Source organism: Nocardiopsis sp. NPDC006198 (assembly GCF_040613895.1).
In the GTDB taxonomy this organism is placed as follows: domain Bacteria; phylum Actinomycetota; class Actinomycetes; order Streptosporangiales; family Streptosporangiaceae; genus Nocardiopsis; species Nocardiopsis tropica.
This window is the reverse complement of the sequence record NZ_JBEXSY010000004.1, coordinates 151,329-168,089: the sequence shown is the minus strand read 5'-3', so window position 1 is coordinate 168,089 and position 16,761 is coordinate 151,329. Positions and strand designations below refer to the sequence as shown.

At 71.3% G+C, this 16,761-nt stretch carries 13 protein-coding genes and 1 tRNA gene; 3 read left to right on the top strand and 11 right to left on the bottom strand.

Annotation, left to right across the window (positions count from 1 at the left end; all coding sequences use genetic code 11):
* Positions 1 to 54: 54 nt before the first annotated feature.
* From prmC to ABZ234_RS04985, 4 genes are all read right to left on the bottom strand, one after another.
* The gene (gene prmC / locus ABZ234_RS05000) at positions 55 to 918 is read right to left on the bottom strand and encodes a peptide chain release factor N(5)-glutamine methyltransferase (RefSeq protein WP_267946345.1); all 864 of its coding nucleotides are present in this window, start codon (positions 916 to 918) and stop codon (positions 55 to 57) included.
* Positions 915 to 1,985, bottom strand: coding sequence for a peptide chain release factor 1 (gene prfA / locus ABZ234_RS04995; protein ID WP_267950498.1), 1,071 nt, complete (start codon positions 1,983 to 1,985; stop codon positions 915 to 917). The genes prmC and prfA overlap by 4 nt, the downstream gene beginning before the upstream one ends.
* Before the next feature lie 268 nt (positions 1,986 to 2,253).
* Entirely contained in the window at positions 2,254 to 2,994 is a 741-nt protein-coding gene (locus tag ABZ234_RS04990) for an HAD-IA family hydrolase (RefSeq protein ID WP_355011082.1), read from the bottom strand.
* The gene (locus tag ABZ234_RS04985) at positions 2,994 to 3,962 is read right to left on the bottom strand and encodes a glycosyltransferase (protein ID WP_355011081.1); all 969 of its coding nucleotides are present in this window, start codon (positions 3,960 to 3,962) and stop codon (positions 2,994 to 2,996) included. Before ABZ234_RS04985 ends, ABZ234_RS04990 begins: the two co-directional genes overlap by 1 nt.
* A 756-nt stretch (positions 3,963 to 4,718) precedes the next feature.
* On the opposite strand from ABZ234_RS04985, the gene ABZ234_RS04980 reads away from it, so the two are divergent.
* Positions 4,719 to 5,285 (top strand): LuxR C-terminal-related transcriptional regulator, encoded by a 567-nt coding sequence (locus tag ABZ234_RS04980; RefSeq protein WP_355011080.1) that lies wholly within the window; start codon positions 4,719 to 4,721, stop codon positions 5,283 to 5,285.
* Between the two features lie 653 nt (positions 5,286 to 5,938).
* Here ABZ234_RS04980 and ABZ234_RS04975 read toward each other — a convergent pair.
* Positions 5,939 to 6,011, bottom strand: a tRNA-Thr gene (locus ABZ234_RS04975).
* Between the two features lie 282 nt (positions 6,012 to 6,293).
* Between ABZ234_RS04975 and fdhA the strand changes: the two genes are divergently transcribed.
* Positions 6,294 to 7,520 (top strand): formaldehyde dehydrogenase, glutathione-independent, encoded by a 1,227-nt coding sequence (gene fdhA, locus ABZ234_RS04970; protein WP_355011079.1) that lies wholly within the window; start codon positions 6,294 to 6,296, stop codon positions 7,518 to 7,520.
* Positions 7,521 to 7,555: 35 nt separating this feature from the next.
* Here the strand turns inward: fdhA and ABZ234_RS04965 are convergent, their stop codons facing one another.
* The 3 genes from ABZ234_RS04965 to cysS form a co-directional block, all read right to left on the bottom strand.
* Positions 7,556 to 8,617, bottom strand: coding sequence for a DNA topoisomerase IB (locus tag ABZ234_RS04965; protein ID WP_355011078.1), 1,062 nt, complete (start codon positions 8,615 to 8,617; stop codon positions 7,556 to 7,558).
* 288 nt (positions 8,618 to 8,905) lie between these two features.
* Positions 8,906 to 9,859 (bottom strand): 23S rRNA (guanosine(2251)-2'-O)-methyltransferase RlmB, encoded by a 954-nt coding sequence (gene rlmB / locus ABZ234_RS04960; RefSeq protein WP_355011077.1) that lies wholly within the window; start codon positions 9,857 to 9,859, stop codon positions 8,906 to 8,908.
* A 135-nt stretch (positions 9,860 to 9,994) separates the two neighbouring features.
* Complete coding sequence (gene cysS / locus ABZ234_RS04955; RefSeq protein ID WP_267947809.1) at positions 9,995 to 11,395, bottom strand: cysteine--tRNA ligase; 1,401 nt, start codon at positions 11,393 to 11,395, stop codon at positions 9,995 to 9,997.
* Positions 11,396 to 11,689: 294 nt separating this feature from the next.
* Here cysS and ABZ234_RS04950 point away from each other — a divergent pair, with 294 nt between their 5' ends.
* Complete coding sequence (locus ABZ234_RS04950; protein ID WP_355011076.1) at positions 11,690 to 14,008, top strand: DUF2637 domain-containing protein; 2,319 nt, start codon at positions 11,690 to 11,692, stop codon at positions 14,006 to 14,008.
* Between the two features lie 647 nt (positions 14,009 to 14,655).
* On the opposite strand, the gene ispF is transcribed toward ABZ234_RS04950, so the two are convergent.
* The 3 genes from ispF to phoU all read right to left on the bottom strand — a co-directional run bounded on the left by ispF (position 14,656) and on the right by phoU (position 16,692).
* Complete coding sequence (gene ispF / locus ABZ234_RS04945) at positions 14,656 to 15,126, bottom strand: 2-C-methyl-D-erythritol 2,4-cyclodiphosphate synthase (protein ID WP_267947807.1); 471 nt, start codon at positions 15,124 to 15,126, stop codon at positions 14,656 to 14,658.
* Positions 15,127 to 15,161: 35 nt separating this feature from the next.
* Entirely contained in the window at positions 15,162 to 15,644 is a 483-nt protein-coding gene (locus tag ABZ234_RS04940; protein ID WP_267947806.1) for a CarD family transcriptional regulator, read from the bottom strand.
* A gap of 385 nt (positions 15,645 to 16,029) precedes the next feature.
* A complete protein-coding gene (gene phoU / locus ABZ234_RS04935; protein ID WP_267947805.1) occupies positions 16,030 to 16,692 on the bottom strand; it encodes a phosphate signaling complex protein PhoU in 663 nt (220 codons plus the stop codon).
* Between the last annotated feature and the right edge of the window lie 69 nt (positions 16,693 to 16,761).

Here is a 16,761-nt window from a genome sequence, read left to right as displayed (position 1 = left end):
GGGTCGACCGGGTTGAGCGGTCCGACGGGAGTACGGGGGTGGGGCACGGCCTCGTCAGCCGTCCCCGTCGGCACGTCGCATGACCACGAAGCGGTCGCGGCGGGCCATGTCCTTGCGGTTGAGGACGTCGCGCCAGCCGTTGTCCTCGGGGAACAGCCAGGGGATGTCGATGCCCTGGCCGTCGTGGTGCTCGACGGCCATCGCCCCGCCGGGGCGGAGCAGCCTGCGGCCGACCGCCTCCAGCTCGCGGATCATGTCGAGGCCGTCCTCGCCGGACCACAGGGCCGGGGCGGGGTCGTAGTCGCGCACCTCGGGCGGGATGGCGCCGGAGCCGCGCGTGGGGACGTAGGGGGGGTTGCTGATGAGGAGGTCGACGCGGCCGTTCAGCTCGGGCAGCGCCGTGCGCATGTCGCCGTGGTGGGAGGTGACGCGGTCGGCGTGCCCGCTGGAGTCGATGTTGCGGCGGGCCCACCCCAGGGCGACGGGATCGATCTCCACGGTGTGCACCCGCGAGCGGGGCACCTCCTGGGCGATGGAGATCGCGATGGCGCCCGACCCCGTGCCGAGGTCGACGACCAGGGGGTCGGCGACGTCCATGGCCCGCAGCGTCTCGATCGCCCAGTCGACCATGATCTCGGTCTCGGGCCGGGGCACGAACACGCCGGGGCCGACCTGGAGGTCCAGGTAGCGGAAGTAGGCGTGGCCGGTGATGTGCTGGAGGGGTTCGCGCGCCTCCCTGCGGGACACGCACTCCCAGTAGCGGGCGTCGAAGTCGGCGTCGGCCACCATGTGCAGCTCACCTCGACGCACACCGTGCACGAACGCCGCGAGTTCCTCGGCGTCGGTGCGGGGTGAGGCGACGCCCGCTTCGGCCAGCCGGAGCGTGGCGCGGGCGACCTCGTCGAGTAGCAGGTTCATGATGACTGGGCGGCTTCGAGCCTCTCCTTGGTGTCCGCGTCCACGAGGGCCTTGACGACCCCGTCCAGCTCCCCGTCGAGGACCTGGTCGAGGTTGTAGGCCTTGAAGCCGACACGGTGGTCGGAGATGCGGTTCTCGGGGAAATTGTAGGTGCGCACGCGCTCGGAGCGGTCCACGGTGCGGACCTGGCTCTTGCGCTCGGCGGAGGCCTCGGCGTCCGCGCTGGCCTGGGCCTCGGCGTAGATGCGGGCCCGCAGGATGCGCATGGCCTGCTCCTTGTTCTGGAGCTGGCTCTTCTCGTTCTGGCAGGAGGCGACGATGCCGGTCGGCAGGTGGGTGATGCGGACCGCGGAGTCGGTGGTGTTGACGCTCTGGCCGCCGGGCCCGGAGGAGCGGTAGACGTCGATCCGCAGGTCCTTGGCGTGGATCTCGACCTCCACCTCCTCGGCCTCGGGGACGACCAGCACACCGGCGGCGGAGGTGTGGATGCGGCCCTGGGACTCGGTGACCGGGACGCGCTGGACGCGGTGCACGCCGCCCTCGAACTTCAGCATCGGCCAGACGCCGGCCCCCGGCTCGGGGGTGCCCTTGTTCTTGAAGGCGATCGTGATGTCCTTGTAGCCGCCCAGGTCGGAGTGGGTGGCGTCGATGACCTCGGTCTTCCAGCCCTGGCGTTCGGCGTAGCGCAGGTACATGCGGACCAGGTCGCCGGCGAACAGGGCCGACTCCTCGCCGCCCTCTCCGGCCTTGACCTCCATGATGAGGTTCTTGTCGTCGGAGGGGTCGCGCGGGACGAGGAGGACGCGCAGCCGCTCGGTGAGCCGCTCGGCCTCCTCGGTCAGGCGGTCGGCCTCCTCGGCGAAGGAGGAGTCCTCGGCGGCGAGCTCGCGCGCGGCGTCGATGTCGTTCTCGACCTCCTTGAGCGCGCGGTAGGCCTCGATGATCGGGGTGAGCTGTGAGTAGCGTTTGCCCAGCGTGCGCGCCCTGGTCTGGTCGGCGTGCACCTCGGGGTCGGCGAGCTGCTGTTCCAGCTCGTAGTACTCCCCCAGCAGGTCATCCAGCTTCACTTCTGCCACGTCCCCGTCTTGTGTGTCCGTCTCCCCCTCGGGGGCCAACCTGGTCCCGGGGGGGGGGGGGGGGGGGGGCCCCGCGGGGCGGGGGGGGCGCGGAACGTAAAAGCACACACCGAAAAAAAACGGCGCGGCCGCCCCCCCCGCTTGGGGGGGGCCCCCCCCCCCCCAATACCCCCCCGGCCCCCCCCCACCCCCCCGCGGGCCCGCCCCCCCCCCCCCCGCGGGGGGGGGGGGCGCGACCCGCCGCGTCCCGTCCGTGCGCTCATGGACGCGGGCCCGGACGCCTTTCCCGGGGTCCGGTCCCGGCGTGCGTCCGCGAACGGCCGGTGAGGACCCGCAACCCGGTCGGCCCGGTCACCACACGGACCTCTTCCAGGTCACGGACCCGACCGACCAACCCGGGAAGAGGCCCGGCCAAGGCCGCCCCCACCCCGAGACACGGCATACCCGCAGCCCTGGCGGCGGCCAGGCCCGCGGGAGCGTCCTCCACGACCAGGCAGCGTTCGGGTACGGCCCCCAACCGGTCGGCGGCCAGAAGGTAGCCGTCGGGAAACGGCTTGCCTCGCCGTACACTCTCCGCGGTGACGAGGCGGCTGGGCTCAGGAAGGCCGGAACCGGCCATTCTCGCGGCGGCGACGCGGCGGCTTCCCGAGGTGATCACGGCCCAGGAGCCGGCTTCCAGCGATCGTAGAACCCTCCGGGCGCCGGGCAGCGGTCTGACGGATTTCGCCTCTTGTACATCGAAATCCTCGATGAGTTTGATCTCCGTTTCGACCGACAGACAGGGGGCGCATTCCCTGATCAGGTCCTCGTCCCGGCGCCCGTGCGAACGAGCGAGCACCTCCTCGGGGTCGAGCCCCCGTTCCATGGCCCACCAGCGCATCGACTTCTCGATGGCCCCGAGGGAATCGACGAGAACACCGTCCAGATCGAAGAGAATGGCATCGAAACCGCTTTTCCCCTGTGCGGGGAGCCCGCGTTCCACATCTGTTTCCGGGACCATCACGAACTCCTGACCGGAGCCGGCGGGCGCGTGTCGGGCAGCGGGCAGGCGGCCAGGGAACGGCAGACGTCCGCCGCCTGGAGCTGGCCCTCGCTCTCCATTGTCTCCGCCTGCTTCAGGTGGAAGTCACGGAGAAGCTCCGGGCAGTGGCCGGGCTCCAGTGCCCCTCGGTCCAAGGAGATGTGCATGGCCTGGATGAAACCGTCCAGATCGACCTGCAGCATGGTCCAGTAGAATCCTTCGCCGTGTCTTTCCCGACTGGCGGATCCGTGATCGCCTCTCGGAACCCGGTATTGGGCCCTGATCTCCTTCATGTACCGGAGTGCGCCCCCGCCCGCCATCATGCGCAGCCAGGCGTGGGAGTCCTCGCTCACGTGGCACGCGGGGAACGGGTAGCGTGCGGCCAGTTCCGTGCGCACCGCGACGGTGCTCGTCAGCGTGGTGTAACCGGTTCTCGTGGCGATGGGGATCCAGGCGTCGCGGCCCTCGACAGGGCTCGCATGGGAGTCCACCACCTCGAGGACCGAACCTGAGATACCACCCCTCGGCACGGGCCTCCCGTCCTCGTCGATGACGTCGAAGGCCGAGTAGAGCATGTCCGCCTCCAGGTCCTCCCGGAAGTACTCCCTCGTCAGTCGGACCCGGTCCGGGTCGGCCACGTCGTCCGCGTCCTGGAAGAGGACGAACGGCGCTCCGGCCTCGGCGGCCCGGCGCACCCCGTGGTTCCGGCACTCGCCGGGGCCGGAGTTCACGGGCCTCCTCGCCAGGTACATCCTGCTCGCATCGAACGGTGCCACGTCCCGCGGGTCCCAGCGGAACGGCGAGCAGTCGTCGACGAGTACCGCCCTCCACCGTTCATCGGTCTGGGAGACCAGACTCCCCAACGATTTCTCCAGATGAGCAAGATCCATCGAATTCTCTATGAAGACCGGAATTACGAAAACCGGATCCACTTCCCCGAAACCCATATTCCACCTCAATCGTGAATCACAAGAACAACGAGCAAGCACCGAGGACACGAAAGTCTCCGGAGTCCGAATCAACGAAAACGGGCCATCAATCGACCCATACCACACCCACATCGCCCGCAAAAACATCCGATTGCCGGGGGAATTGACTTCTTGACACCGCCACGGTGGCCTCCTACTCTGGGATCCACCCCATGGGAGCGTTCCCATGGGCCGCTCCCAACCGTGCAGCGAAGCTCAACTTTCCCCGGATAAGCCTGCGACCTGCGGCATCCCTAAAAGTTGCCCGCTGACCCCCCACGAAAGGGTGATGCGCCCACCTTCATGCCGGCCTCCATCTCCGACCTTCCCGTTCCCACGGACCATCAGGCGTACCCAGGATCCCCAGAGGACTCGGACCCGCTCCCCAGACCCGGCGCCAGGGTGGACACCGTCGAACCGGCGATGGACGAGGAAGGAATTCGGCATTCTCAGGAAAAACCCGAAACAAGCCTCCTTTTCGACCACGATAAATTCCCACCCGCCCTCCGACCACCTTAACTCCACAACGAGAAATGCCGAGGAATTGTTATCCCCTAAAGAAATCCGATTCAAGGGTTCGAATTTATGCACTCTCTGGGTGAAGACATGATTTCCGACTACGGGACATCCACGGAACCGACCGTGTTCTCCCTGGGCCGACAGGAGGAAGAGTTCGTCCAACTGGCCGATACCCGTGTGATCTTGGCCATAGCGAACGGCGTACTTCGACAAGGGATGCGAACACTCCTGGAGGAACTGCCGCTCGGGTCCCTGCACATTGCCCCGACCATCCGGGAGGCCGATTTCGGTGCGGTCGAGTCTCCGCGTTCCGTCCTGATTCTCGCCGAGTCCGAGTCCTCGCCCGCGGACTGGCCCCTGATCCCGCCCGGGTTCAAAACCCTTGTCCTCCTCGCCAAACCATCCGGAATCGACTCGCTGGACCGGTACTCGCAGACCGATGGCTTCCTTCTGCAGGACGAACTGGACGTCCACGTCCTCGGCGACACCCTGTCCCGCGTGCTGTCCGGCCAGTTCCCCCTGCCCTCCGCCGTGGCGCGCAGGCTGATGACCCAGGGCATCATCCAGAGGACGACACTGACCCGGACCGTCCAGCTCACAGAACGCCAGCACGAGACCCTGCGCCTGCTCTCGGAAGGGTTGAGCAACCGACAGATCGGACGCCGCCTGCGCATCTCGGAACACGGCGCCAAACGGCTCGTCGCGAGCGTGCTGACCAAGCTCGACGCCCCCAACCGCGCCGGCGCGGTCGCCGTCGGCCTTCGAGAGGGCCTGCTCCCTTGACGGGCAGGGCGAAGGGAAAGGAATCGTGAAATGCCCCTGTTGTAAGCGCCCGCGGAACCCCGTTCTCCCCATAATAAAGAGGAGCTCCGAGAACGGGGTGTGGAGATAGATTTCCTCGACACGAAATCGTGTTATCAACAATGATCGCCATGGACACCTCCCCGATCGAATCAGCATTGAAAGAATTCGGGATCGTGTTGTCATGCATCAGTGTGAGTCAGCCGGACACCACCAGCAATGGCTGAAAGGGCGGCCGTGCTGGCATACCCGTTCGGGTGTGGGACGTCGCCCTGCCGGAGCGATCCTGCACCGTGACCGCCCTGCCGGGGACGCGGACGCCGGCCGACTCCCCTGAGAAGGGGGCCGGGATCGAGAGGCGGCGCGGTCGTACGCCGCGGCGGAGAGCGGAACGGGGGGCGGCCACGCCACCGCACACCCTTCCGCCAGGGCAAGGCCGCAGGAAGGCCGCGGCGACGGACGGGGGCCGCCCGCAGGATTCGAGCGGAGGCCGTGGGGACGGGGGTCGGGAAAAGCCGACGGACCGCGCGGAAGCGGGGTCCGGGGTCCCGGTGTCGCAACAGGTACTCGCTCCCCCGATAGGGGCGAGAACACAGGGGGTGCGCCCGTACGAACCCCGGGCCGGGCATGAGAAGAGCCGACGAGGGGACTTGAACCCCTAACCTATCGCTTACAAGGCGATTGCTCTGCCAATTGAGCTACGTCGGCCGACCGCCCGGAACCCCTGGCCCCGGGTGCGTCCACCCGAATGGTACCGGTTCGGACGACGCCTGGCCCACTCGGATACGGAACCGGTCCGAAGTCCGCCGATACGTCCCCACCTGGTCACCCGTGGCGACGGGGCGGACACGAACGGGGGCGCCCCGGCTACGGACGCACTCGATCCGGCAAAAAGACGCCCGGAGGGTTTCGACGTCCGGTTAGCCGCCTCCTCCCCCGGAAACGGGAGGGGGACATGCCCCCGACGCGGGGCGGAGAGGTGGGAAGGACATGACCGGCAACAGAGGCGTGGTGTACCAGGGGCCCGGCGAGGTCGAGGTCTCCGACATCGCCTACCCGGAGTTCGTCCTCAGGGACGGGCCCGGCGTCAACCCCGCCAACGTGGGGCGGCAGCTCCCCCACGCGGCGATCCTCAAGGTGGTCGCGACCAACATCTGCGGGAGCGACCAGCACATGGTCCGGGGCCGCACGACCGCCCCGCAGGGCCTGGTCCTCGGGCACGAGATCACCGGCGAGGTGGTCGAGACGGGGCCGGGCGTGGAGTTCGTCGAGGTCGGCGACCTCGTCTCGGTGCCGTTCAACATCTCGTGCGGCCGGTGCGTGAACTGCAAGTCGCGCCGGACGGAGATCTGCCTCAACGTCAATCCCGACCGCCCCGGCTCGGCGTACGGCTACGTCGACATGGGCGGCTGGGTGGGCGGTCAGGCGAAGTACGCGCTGGTGCCCTACGCCGACTGGAACCTGCTGAAGTTCCCCGACAGGGACCGGGCACTGGAGAAGATCCTCGACCTGACGATGCTCTCGGACATCTTCCCGACCGGCTACCACGGCTGCGTGACCGCCGGCGTGGGAGTGGGGTCGTCGGTGTACGTCGCCGGCGCAGGGCCCGTCGGACTGGCGGCGGCGGCCTCGGCCCAGCTCCTCGGAGCCGCGGTCGTGATCGTCGGCGACATGAACGAGGCGCGGCTGGCCCAGGCCCGCGGCTTCGGGTGCGAGACGGTCAACGTCGCCGAGGGCGAGCCCGGGGACCAGATCGAGGAGATCCTCGGCGCCCCCGTGGTGGACTGCGCGGTGGACGCCGTCGGCTTCGAGGCCCACGGCTCCGGGAAGGACGCCGGGAAGGAGGCGCCCGCCAGTGTCCTCAACACCGCGATGGAGGTGACGAGGGCGGGCGGATCGATCGGCATCCCCGGCCTGTACGTGACGGGCGACCCCGGTGCCGCCGACGAGGCGGCGAAGGTGGGCTCCCTGTCGATCCGGTTCGGGCTGGGCTGGTCCAGGTCGCACGCCTTCTTCACCGGCCAGTGCCCGGTCATGAAGTACCACCGGGAGCTGATGGCGGCGATCCTCGCCGACCGCGTGCACATCGCCGACGCCGTCAACGCCGTGGCGATTCCGCTGGAGGAGGCCCCGCAGGGCTACCGGTCCTTCGACAGGGGCGCCGCGAGCAAGTACGTGCTCGACCCCAACGGCTACCTGGGCGCAGCCGCGTCCTGACCGGCCGCCCCGGGGCGGCGCCCGGCCGCCCCGGCTCAGGCGTCGGGGTGCTCGCGCAGCAGGCGCAGCACCTCCGCCTCGACGGGGCCTCGGGTGGCGAGTTCCCCGACGGGCGTCCTCCTCCCCAGCTCGGTGAAGGAGACGTCGACGGTGATCCCGCGCTCGCGGAGGCGGAAGACCCGGGGGTCGATGTAGGAGGCCCGTGCCACCGCCTCCGTGTTCCCCAGGTGCTCGGCCACCTCACGGGACACGTGCGCCGCCAGCCTCCGGTGCGCCGCCTCGCCGTCCGGGTCGGCCGCCACCGCGAGGCCCACCGCCGCGAGCACCGTCGCGTGCCACGTGCGGAACTCCTTGACCGTGCAGTCGCCGCCGGAGACCTCCCGGAGATAGGCGTTGAGGTCCTCACTGCGCACGTCGTGCCAGCCCTCCGGCACGCGGTGGGCGAACAGCCCCTGCCCCGGCGAACGGGCCCGCCGGAGGGAGGCGACGACCCGGCACACCCCCGGTTCGGCGCACTCGAAGCGCTGCTCCCTGCCGGACTTGCCGGGGAACTCGAACACCACGGCGCCGCCCTCGCGGCGGGCGTGCTCGCGCAGCAGGGTCGCCACGCCGTAGGACTCGTTGCGGGCGGCGTACTCCTCGCCCCCGGCGCGGAGGAACCCCAGGTCGATCAGCCGGACGGCCGCGGCCAGGACGCGTTCGCGCCCGAGGCCGCGCCCGGCCAGGTGTTCGGCGACCCTGTCCCTGATCCCGGGCAGGAGTTCGGCGAAGTCCAGCATCCTGTCGTACTTGGCCTGCTCGCTGCGGTGCCGCCACTCCGGGTGGTAGAGGTACTGGCGGCGTCCCGCGTCGTCGGTTCCGCACGCCTGGATGTGCCCGTCCGGCGAGGGGCAGATCCACACGTCCCGCCAGGCCGGCGGCACCGCGAGCCCCTTGACGCGCCGTACCTCGTCCGGGTCGGTGACCGGCTCCCCGGAGGCGTGGTGGTAGCGGAAGCCGCGCCCGCGCCGTACCCGGGTGATGCCCGGGGCGTCCGTGTCGCTGCGCCGCAGCCGGGGCCTCCCCGGCCGGGACGGCGGGTCGGCCCGGCCGCTCACGGAGCCGCCCGGGGACGGTGCCCGGTTCCGCCACGGGCGGCCGCGTGGACCGCCCCGTCCTCCGGCATCGCGCTCACCCGCCTCCTCGTCGTCCGGGAAGGATGTGGGTGCACAGCTACCCGGGCAGCGGAGCGTGAAAACGGGACGGCCCCCACTGCCGGACCCGGCCCCGCGGCGGCGGGCGGCGGGCGCGCGCCCCCGGGACCGGCGCGACCGGCGGACCTGCGGCCCGGGACGCCGACGGCCCCCGGTCGGGGTGACCGGGGGCCGTGCTCACGCGTGCGCGGGTCAGACCGCCTCGGCGCGGCGGCGGGACACCGCGTAGAGGGAGACCCCGGCGGCGACGGAGGCGTTGAGCGACTCGGCGTTGCCGATCGGGATGCTCGCGACGACGTCACAGGCCTCGCGCACCAGGCGCGACAGGCCCTTGCCCTCGGAGCCGACCACGATGACCAGCGGCCCGGTGGCCAGTTCCAGGTCGGGGATCTGGGCGTCGCCGTCGGCGTCGAGGCCGACCACGAACAGCCCGGCCTTCTTGAAGCCCTCCAGCGCCCGGGTCAGGTTGGTGGCCTGGGCGACGGGCAGCCGGGCGAGGGTGCCGGCGGAGGTCTTCCAGGCGGTCATGTTGACACCGGCCGAGCGGCGCTCGGGGATGACCAGGCCGTGCGCGCCGAACGCGGCGGCCGACCGGGCGATGGCCCCCAGGTTGTGCGGGTCGGTGACCCCGTCCAGGGCGACGATCAGCGGAGGGGTGTCGGAGTCCTTCGCGGCGTCCAGCAGGCCCTCCGGGGCCCAGTACTGGTACGGGCGCACCTGGAGGACGAGCCCCTGGTGGACGGCGCCGGGCTGGCCGTTGCTCTCACAGCGGCGGTCGAGCTCGGTCTTGGTGACCTCGACGACGTCGATGCCCCGGGCGCCGGCCATCTTCGCGGCCTCGTTTACGCGGTCGTCGGGGTCGAGGCTGTTGGCCAGGAACAGCCGGGTGGCGGGCATTCCGGCGCGCAGCGCCTCCACCACCGGGTTGCGGCCGACCAGCAGGTCGGAGCTGTCGGACCGGCGCTCGGAACGGGCCCCGTCCTGCTGTCCGCCACCGGGACCGCGCTTGGCGGCGCGCTGCCGCTGCTTGCCGTCGTACCAGTGCCGTTCCGACGCGGGCAGGGTGCCGCTCTTGCCCTCCAGGGACCTGCGGCCCTTGCCGCCGCTGCCCTTGGTCGGACCCTTCTTGCTCTTCTTCGCCGTCATTGGTCGCCGCTTCCCCGTACGTGTTGCGAGCATGCCGGAGGCGCGCTGCATCCGGCTGGTGGAATATCGCCGACCAGCGCGAGGCGCGGCGGCAAACTCCCAGAGTAGTGCCGCCGCGCAACCGCACGCGTCCGGTCAGCCCCGGCGCAGGTCCCATCGGGAGCCCTGCGGGGTGTCCTCGACCACGATTCCCGCCTCGGCGAGCTGGTCCCTGATGGCGTCGGCCGCCGCGTAGTCCTTGCGGGCGCGGGCCGCCTTGCGCTGTTCGAGGGCGACCGCCACCAGGGCGTCCACGACCTCGCCGAGCCCCTGGTCCGCGCTCGACCACTGCTCGCTGAGCGGGTCGAGGCCCAGGACGGCCAGCATGGCGCGCAGTTCCCCGGCGATCTCGGCGGCCTGCTCCTTGCCCCCGGAGGCCAGGGCCGTGTTGCCCTCGCGGACGTGGCCGTGCACGACGGCGAGGGCCTGGGAGACCCCGAGGTCGTCGTCGAGGGCGGAGGCGAACCCGTCCGGCACGCGGTCGGCGGGGGCGACCTCGCCCAGCACCTCGACGGCGCGGGTGAGGAAGCCCTCGATCCGCTGGTAGGCGGCGGCCGCCTCCCGGAGCGCGGCGTCGGAGTAGTCGATGGTGGAGCGGTAGTGGGCCTGGCCGAGGTAGTAGCGCAGTTCGACCGGGCGGACCTTCTGGACCATCTGCGGGATGAGCAGGGAGTTGCCGAGCGACTTGCTCATCTTCTCGCCGCCCACGGAGAGCATGCCGTTGTGCAGCCAGTACTGGGCGAAGCCGTCGCCGGCCGCACGGGACTGGGCGAGCTCGTTCTCGTGGTGCGGGAAGATCAGGTCCAGCCCGCCGCCGTGGATGTCGAAGCTGGGGCCGAGGTACTTGGTGGCCATGGCCGAGCACTCCAGGTGCCAGCCGGGCCGGCCGCGCCCCCACGGGGTGTCCCAGCTGGGCTCGCCCGGTTTGGCGCCCTTCCAGAGGGCGAAGTCGCGGGGGTCGCGCTTGTCCCGGTCCGGATCGGAGTCGGAGGACTCCATGACCTGGTCCAGCCGCTGGTTGGAGAGTTCGCCGTAGGACGGGTAGGAGCGCACGTCGAAGTAGACGTCGCCGCAGCCGTCGTCGGAGGCGTAGGCGTGGCCGTCGTCGATGAGGCGGCGCATGAGGTCGATCATCTCGGGCACGTGGCCGGTGGCACGCGGCTCGACGGTGGGCGGCAGGCACCCGAGGGTCTCGTAGGCCCGGGTGAACGCGCGCTGGTTGCGCTCGGTGACCTGCCACCAGGGCACGCCCTCGGACGCCGCGACCCTGATGATCTTGTCGTCGATGTCGGTGACGTTGCGGCAGAAGGTGACGTCGTACCCGCTGTGGCTCAGCCACCGCCGCAGGATGTCGAAGTTGACCCCGGAGCGGATGTGGCCGATGTGCGGGGGTGCCTGCACCGTGGCACCACACAGGTACAGGGAGGCGGATCCCTCGCGCAGGGGGACGAACTCGCGGACCTGTCGGGCACTGGTGTCATAGAAGCGCAGACTCACGTTGTCAAGCCTATCCGCTTTCCCCTCGGGGCCGCGTCACAAACCACGAACTCCCACGCCGGTCGTTCCCCCTTCGGTCATCCCGAAGTGCGTATATGTGTTAAGCCGTATTCGGGAAGAGGGGGCGCGGGAAAACACCTCCCCACCGCCCGCCCCCGGGGATCAGCAGGCCGCCAGACCCTGCATATTCCGACAGAACACCCCAGAACACCCCCGAGTGTGCCGGTCGGGAAGCAACCGTAATCGGTCGGAATCTCGTGTTAGCGGCACCGACTCGACTACGCTGCGGTGGCGATGGCCCCTTACAACAACACCCCCGGATCAAGGACACGGAACGGTCGGCCCGCAGGTCGCGTCACGGGAGCCGGAGCTCTCGCGGGTGGTGCCCTGTTCGTCGGGCTCATCGCACTGTGCGCCCTCGTCATCTCCTACAACGGCATCTTCCAGTTCGCCGAGTACGGCGGCCACGCGGGCAGCACCCTGGCCCACGTGTTCCCGGTGACCTACACCCTCCTGCTGATCATGGCGTGCTGGGTGAGCTACCTCCTGCGCGGGGCGCACCCCCGCGAGCGGCTCTGGGTGGACCTGGTCCTGATCCCGGCACTGATCATGTTCGCCACCGCGGCCATGCTGCTGAGCAACCTCGAACTCGTCGAACGGGTGCCCGAGGGGGTCGCCCGGGTCGTCGTCGCGGTGGCCCCGCTCGCCGCCCTGCTCGTGGCGTTCCTGCTGTGGATGACCGTCCGGGCGCACATGCGCAGACGCCGCCGCACGCCGACCGCCCGGCCCCGCCCCTCCGACGACCCCGCCACCGTGCTGCACGCGCGCGCGGTGGTCTCCCCCGCCCGCGTGCCGGACGAGCCGGACGACGCCGCTCTCAGAACCCGGCTGCTGCGCCTGGGCCCCGACGACCGGGACACGGAAGCCGCGGACGGGGCACGGTCGCACGAGGCCGGGGAGTTCGTCCGGATCCGCCCCCGGTCCGAGGCGGCCGCCGTCCCGGAGCGGCACGACGACGGCTCCGAGGCGACCGGGGACCTCCGGCACGACGAGCCGGACGAGCCGGACGAGATGCCGGAGGACGACCGGGAGGACGGCCCGGAGGAGCACCGGAACGCGGCGGGACCGATCGCCGCACCGGTGCCGGTGCAAGCGTCCCTCCCGGAGCACGGCCGCCGCGGCGACGAGGCGTCGGCCCCGACGTTCCCGCTCCCCCGGCGCTCCCGGAGCGGGCACAACCCGATCAAGCTGGCCGCCGAGCAGCCCCCCGTGGTGCCCGGCGCCGCGGCCCCCGGGCCCGAGTTCCCGGAGGACCGTTCCGGTGGCGCGGCCGCCCACGCCGGCGCCCACGCCGGCGGGCCGGTCGAGGCGGTCCCGGACCACCTCGCCGACGAGGGCTTCGACCACGAGCCGCCGCCAGGCGACCCGGCCTCCGACGAGGCGGAGGCCCCCGCCGCCCTCCCCGTTCCCGGAAGGGAGCCGGAGGCGGTCGGCGGCGAGGGGTCCGTGCCTGTGGCGGAGACCGCGTCGGCCCCCGCCGCCCGGACACCGGCGGAGAGCGCTTCCCGGTCGGAGGACCCGGACCACGGGCCCCACGGGGAGGACCGCGGCTACGCGGAGCACGAGGGCTACGGCGGGGACGGGCCCGACCCGCACGGGGCCGTGCACGGGGTCGTGCCCGCCCCCGTCGCGGGAACCGGTGCCGGGACGCCTTCCGGGACGGGTGCCGACGGTGCCATCCGTGCCGCCGGTGCCAAGGCCTGGGACGAGACGTCGGACCGGTCGGCGGACGGGTTCTCGGACGGGTTCTCGGACGGGCTCACGGACGGGCCCGCCGACGCGGTGGCCGACGCGGTGGCGGAAGGGTCGTCGGACCTGTCGGTGGACGGGCCCGCGGACGACGGCACCGGCCCCGGGGACGGCCGTGTGCCGGCGACCGCCCTCTGGGAGCCCCCTGCGAGCGCCGACACGGGGGCCGGGGTCCTGTCGGACTACGTGCCGCCGGTGTGGACGCCTCCGGAGGACGACGGGCCCGCGGACGAGGACCGTGTGGAACCGGATCCCGAACCGGCGCCCGTGCTCGACCACGACACGGGGCCGACGGTGCGCGCGGCGTTCCGGATCCCCCAGGCGCCGCCGGAGACCGTCGGCCCGACGCCGGGCCCGGGCCCGACAGCACCGGAACCCGCGGAACCGCACCCGGCGGAGGCCGCCCCGGTACCGGGGACGGGGGACGTGTCGGCCCGGGAGGGCGTGCCCGGTCCTGGGCCCGGGGCCCCGGAAGAGGAGCCGGACGTGGAAACCGGGGAGGAGCCCGAGGAGGAGCCCGGGGAGGAGCCCCTGCCCGAGGTGGAGGAGCTTCCGTCCGCCTTCGGCCCCGGCGCCGAACCGAAGACCCGGGCCCCCTCGGACCGGGAGGCCCCGGAGGACGGGGCCGGGTCCCGCGCGGACCGGCCCGGACCGGAGCGCCTGCCCCTGACGAAGCGGAGCGTGCGGACGCCGGTGGAGAAGCGCCCCATGGTGCTCAAGCCGCCCCGTCCGCCGCTGCCCGACTTCGCGGCGGGACCGCCGTCGCGGCGCGTGCGCAGCGAACCGCTCCGCCCCGACGAGTGAGCCGTGCGCCCCGCCCGGTCGTCCACAGCCCCGCGGAAGGGGTGGCGGACGGCGACCGGGCGGGCCATGCTGTTGCCGGGGGCGCGTGAGCGCCCCGCGGGGAGGGGTGGCCCCCATGCCAGAACATCCCCCGCCCGTCCGGCGCCAACCACCCCCGCACGCCCTGTGGACGACCTGGACCCCCGGGCTCCCGGTTTCCGATCGGGTGTGACCGAGGCGCACCCCGGTGTCTCCTGCGTCCCGTTCAGAGCCTCGGACGGGCTGCCGCGCGAGGGTCGGTGCACGAGGACCGGCACCCTCCGCCGTGAGGGCTACTGCCCCGGTGTGCCCCCGGGTCGACCGGCGGTCGCGCCGCGCCACCGGGAACACGACCGGCCGAGCGCGACGCCCCGCCGCCGGCCGCACCGTCCGCAGCACCGGACGGGGAACGGACCTCGGGGACGGACCGCGGGGCCGCCCGCTCACGGCCCCCGCGTACCGGCCGGCCCCGGACACGCCCCCGGACACCGGCACGCCCCCGGACACGACGAAGGTCCCGCACCCCCGGGTGCGGGACCCCTCTGTTCGCCGTTCGTCCCCTCGCCGCCCCTCTGGGGGCCGGGCCGCACCGGAGCCGTACAGGCCCGGCGCCGCCGCCGGCGAGCGGGTCAGTCCACCGCCGCGCACAGGGCCGTGGCGACGGCCGCGATGCCCTCGCCGCGGCCGGTGAGGCCCAGGCCGTCGGTCGTGGTCGCGGAGATGCTCACCGGCGCCCCCACGACCTCGGAGAGCGTCTTCTCGGCCTCGGCGCGCCGGGGCGAGAACTTGGGACGGTTGCTGATGATCTGGATGGCGACGTTGCCGATCTCGAAACCGGCCGCGCGAACGCGCGCCGCGGTCTCGGTGAGCAGTGCGGCGCCCGAGGCGCCCTTCCACCGCGGTTCCGCCGTGCCGTAGTTGGACCCGAGGTCCCCCAGGCCGCAGGCGGACAACAACGCGTCGCACGCCGCATGGGCGGCGACATCGCCATCCGAATGGCCGCTGACACCGTCTTCACCCGGCCATTCCAAACCGGCGAGAAAAAGTGTCCGTCCAGGAGAAAACGGGTGGACGTCCGTTCCGACGCCCACCCGAGGCATATTCGTCATGAATGACGCGATTCCGTGACTGGAGTTCAGGTCGTGAGAACCTCGTCGAGGAGGGCCTCGGCCTTGTCCTCGTTGGTCTTTTCCGCGAGGGCGAGTTCGCTGACGAGAATCTGGCGCGCCTTGGCGAGCATCCGCTTCTCGCCGGCGGACAGACCGCGCTCCTTGTCCCGGCGCCACAGGTCGCGAACCACCTCGGCGACCTTGTTGACGTCGCCCGACGCCAACTTCTCCAGGTTCGCCTTGTAGCGCCTGGACCAGTTGGTGGGCTCCTCGGTGTGCGGTGCGCGCAGCACCTCGAAGACCTTGTCCAGGCCTTCCTGCCCCACCACGTCACGAACGCCGACGTCCTCGGCGTTCGCGGCCGGCACACGGACCGTCAGATCGCCCTTGTCGACCCTCAGAACGAGGTAGATTCTGTCCTCGCCCTTAATGGTGCGAGTCTCGATCGCTTCAATACGAGCAGCCCCATGATGGGGGTAGACAACAGTGTCGCCGACCTTGAAAGCCATGTGACAGGTACCCCTTCCGCTACCACAAGGATACCACGAATCTGTGACTTAACGTACCTATTAGGTTTGCGAACACGCAGGTCAGGACCCCCTTTTCGGGGGTTGACAAAGTGTACCCGAGGCCTGTCGCGGGCCTGGTCAGGACGTGTCCGAAAGGCTTCGGAGCCCCCTGGCCAGCGGAACCGCGCGCCCTTGGCGAAGGGTCGGGAGAGGTCGGGCGCGGCCCGGCTCCGCCCCTCTTCGGAGGGGTCGAAGCGACGGATGTCACGATTTTGCGCCGACCGGAACCCCCTTTGTTCCGGCAGCGCCCGCAGCCCCGCCGGCGGCCCCGCGCCACCGGCGCGAACCCCCTCCGCCACACGGGCGCCACGGGTCTCCCCGGGGATCAGCCCTCCGGGTCGTAGTCCTCGCGCTTCTCGCCCGTCACCATGTAGACGAGGTTGTCGGCCACGTGCACCGCGTGGTCACCGAAGCGTTCGTAGAAGCGTCCGACGAGGGTCACGTCCATGGTCGCCTCCACCCCGTACTCCCACCCGGGGGCGAGGATGCGCTGGAGCAGCTTGCGGCGCAGGCGGTCCATCCGGTCGTCGTCCTTGTCCAGCTCCAGGGCGGTGTCGGGGTCCCTGTCGACGATGACCTCCCCGGCCTTCGTGACCAGCAGCTCCGCCTGGTGGCCCATCTCCAGGACGATCGACCGGACCGGCTTGGGGATCGCCGAGTCGGGGTGCCTGCGGCGCGCGATCTTGGCCAGGTGGACGGCGTGGTCGCCCATCCGCTCCAGGTCGCCCCGCATGTAGAGCGCGGTGATGATGGTCCTCAGGTCGGAGGCGACCGGCTGCTGCCGGGCCATCAGGCTGAAGGCCGTGTCCTCGATGTCCTGGTCGAGGCGGTTGATCGCCTCGTCGCCGGAGATGACCTCCTGGGCGGCGTCGATGTCGCTGTCCAGCAACGCCGTGGTCGCGCGTGCGACGGCGTGCCTGGCCAGTCTCGTCATCTCGACGAGGCGTTCGGTCAGACTGTCAAGGTCCTCGTGGTACGTATCGCGCATGGCGTCAATGCTCCCAGTGGTTGTTTGAAGAGTCGGCCAAGGTTTGGTGAACGATGGAAGAACCTCGGT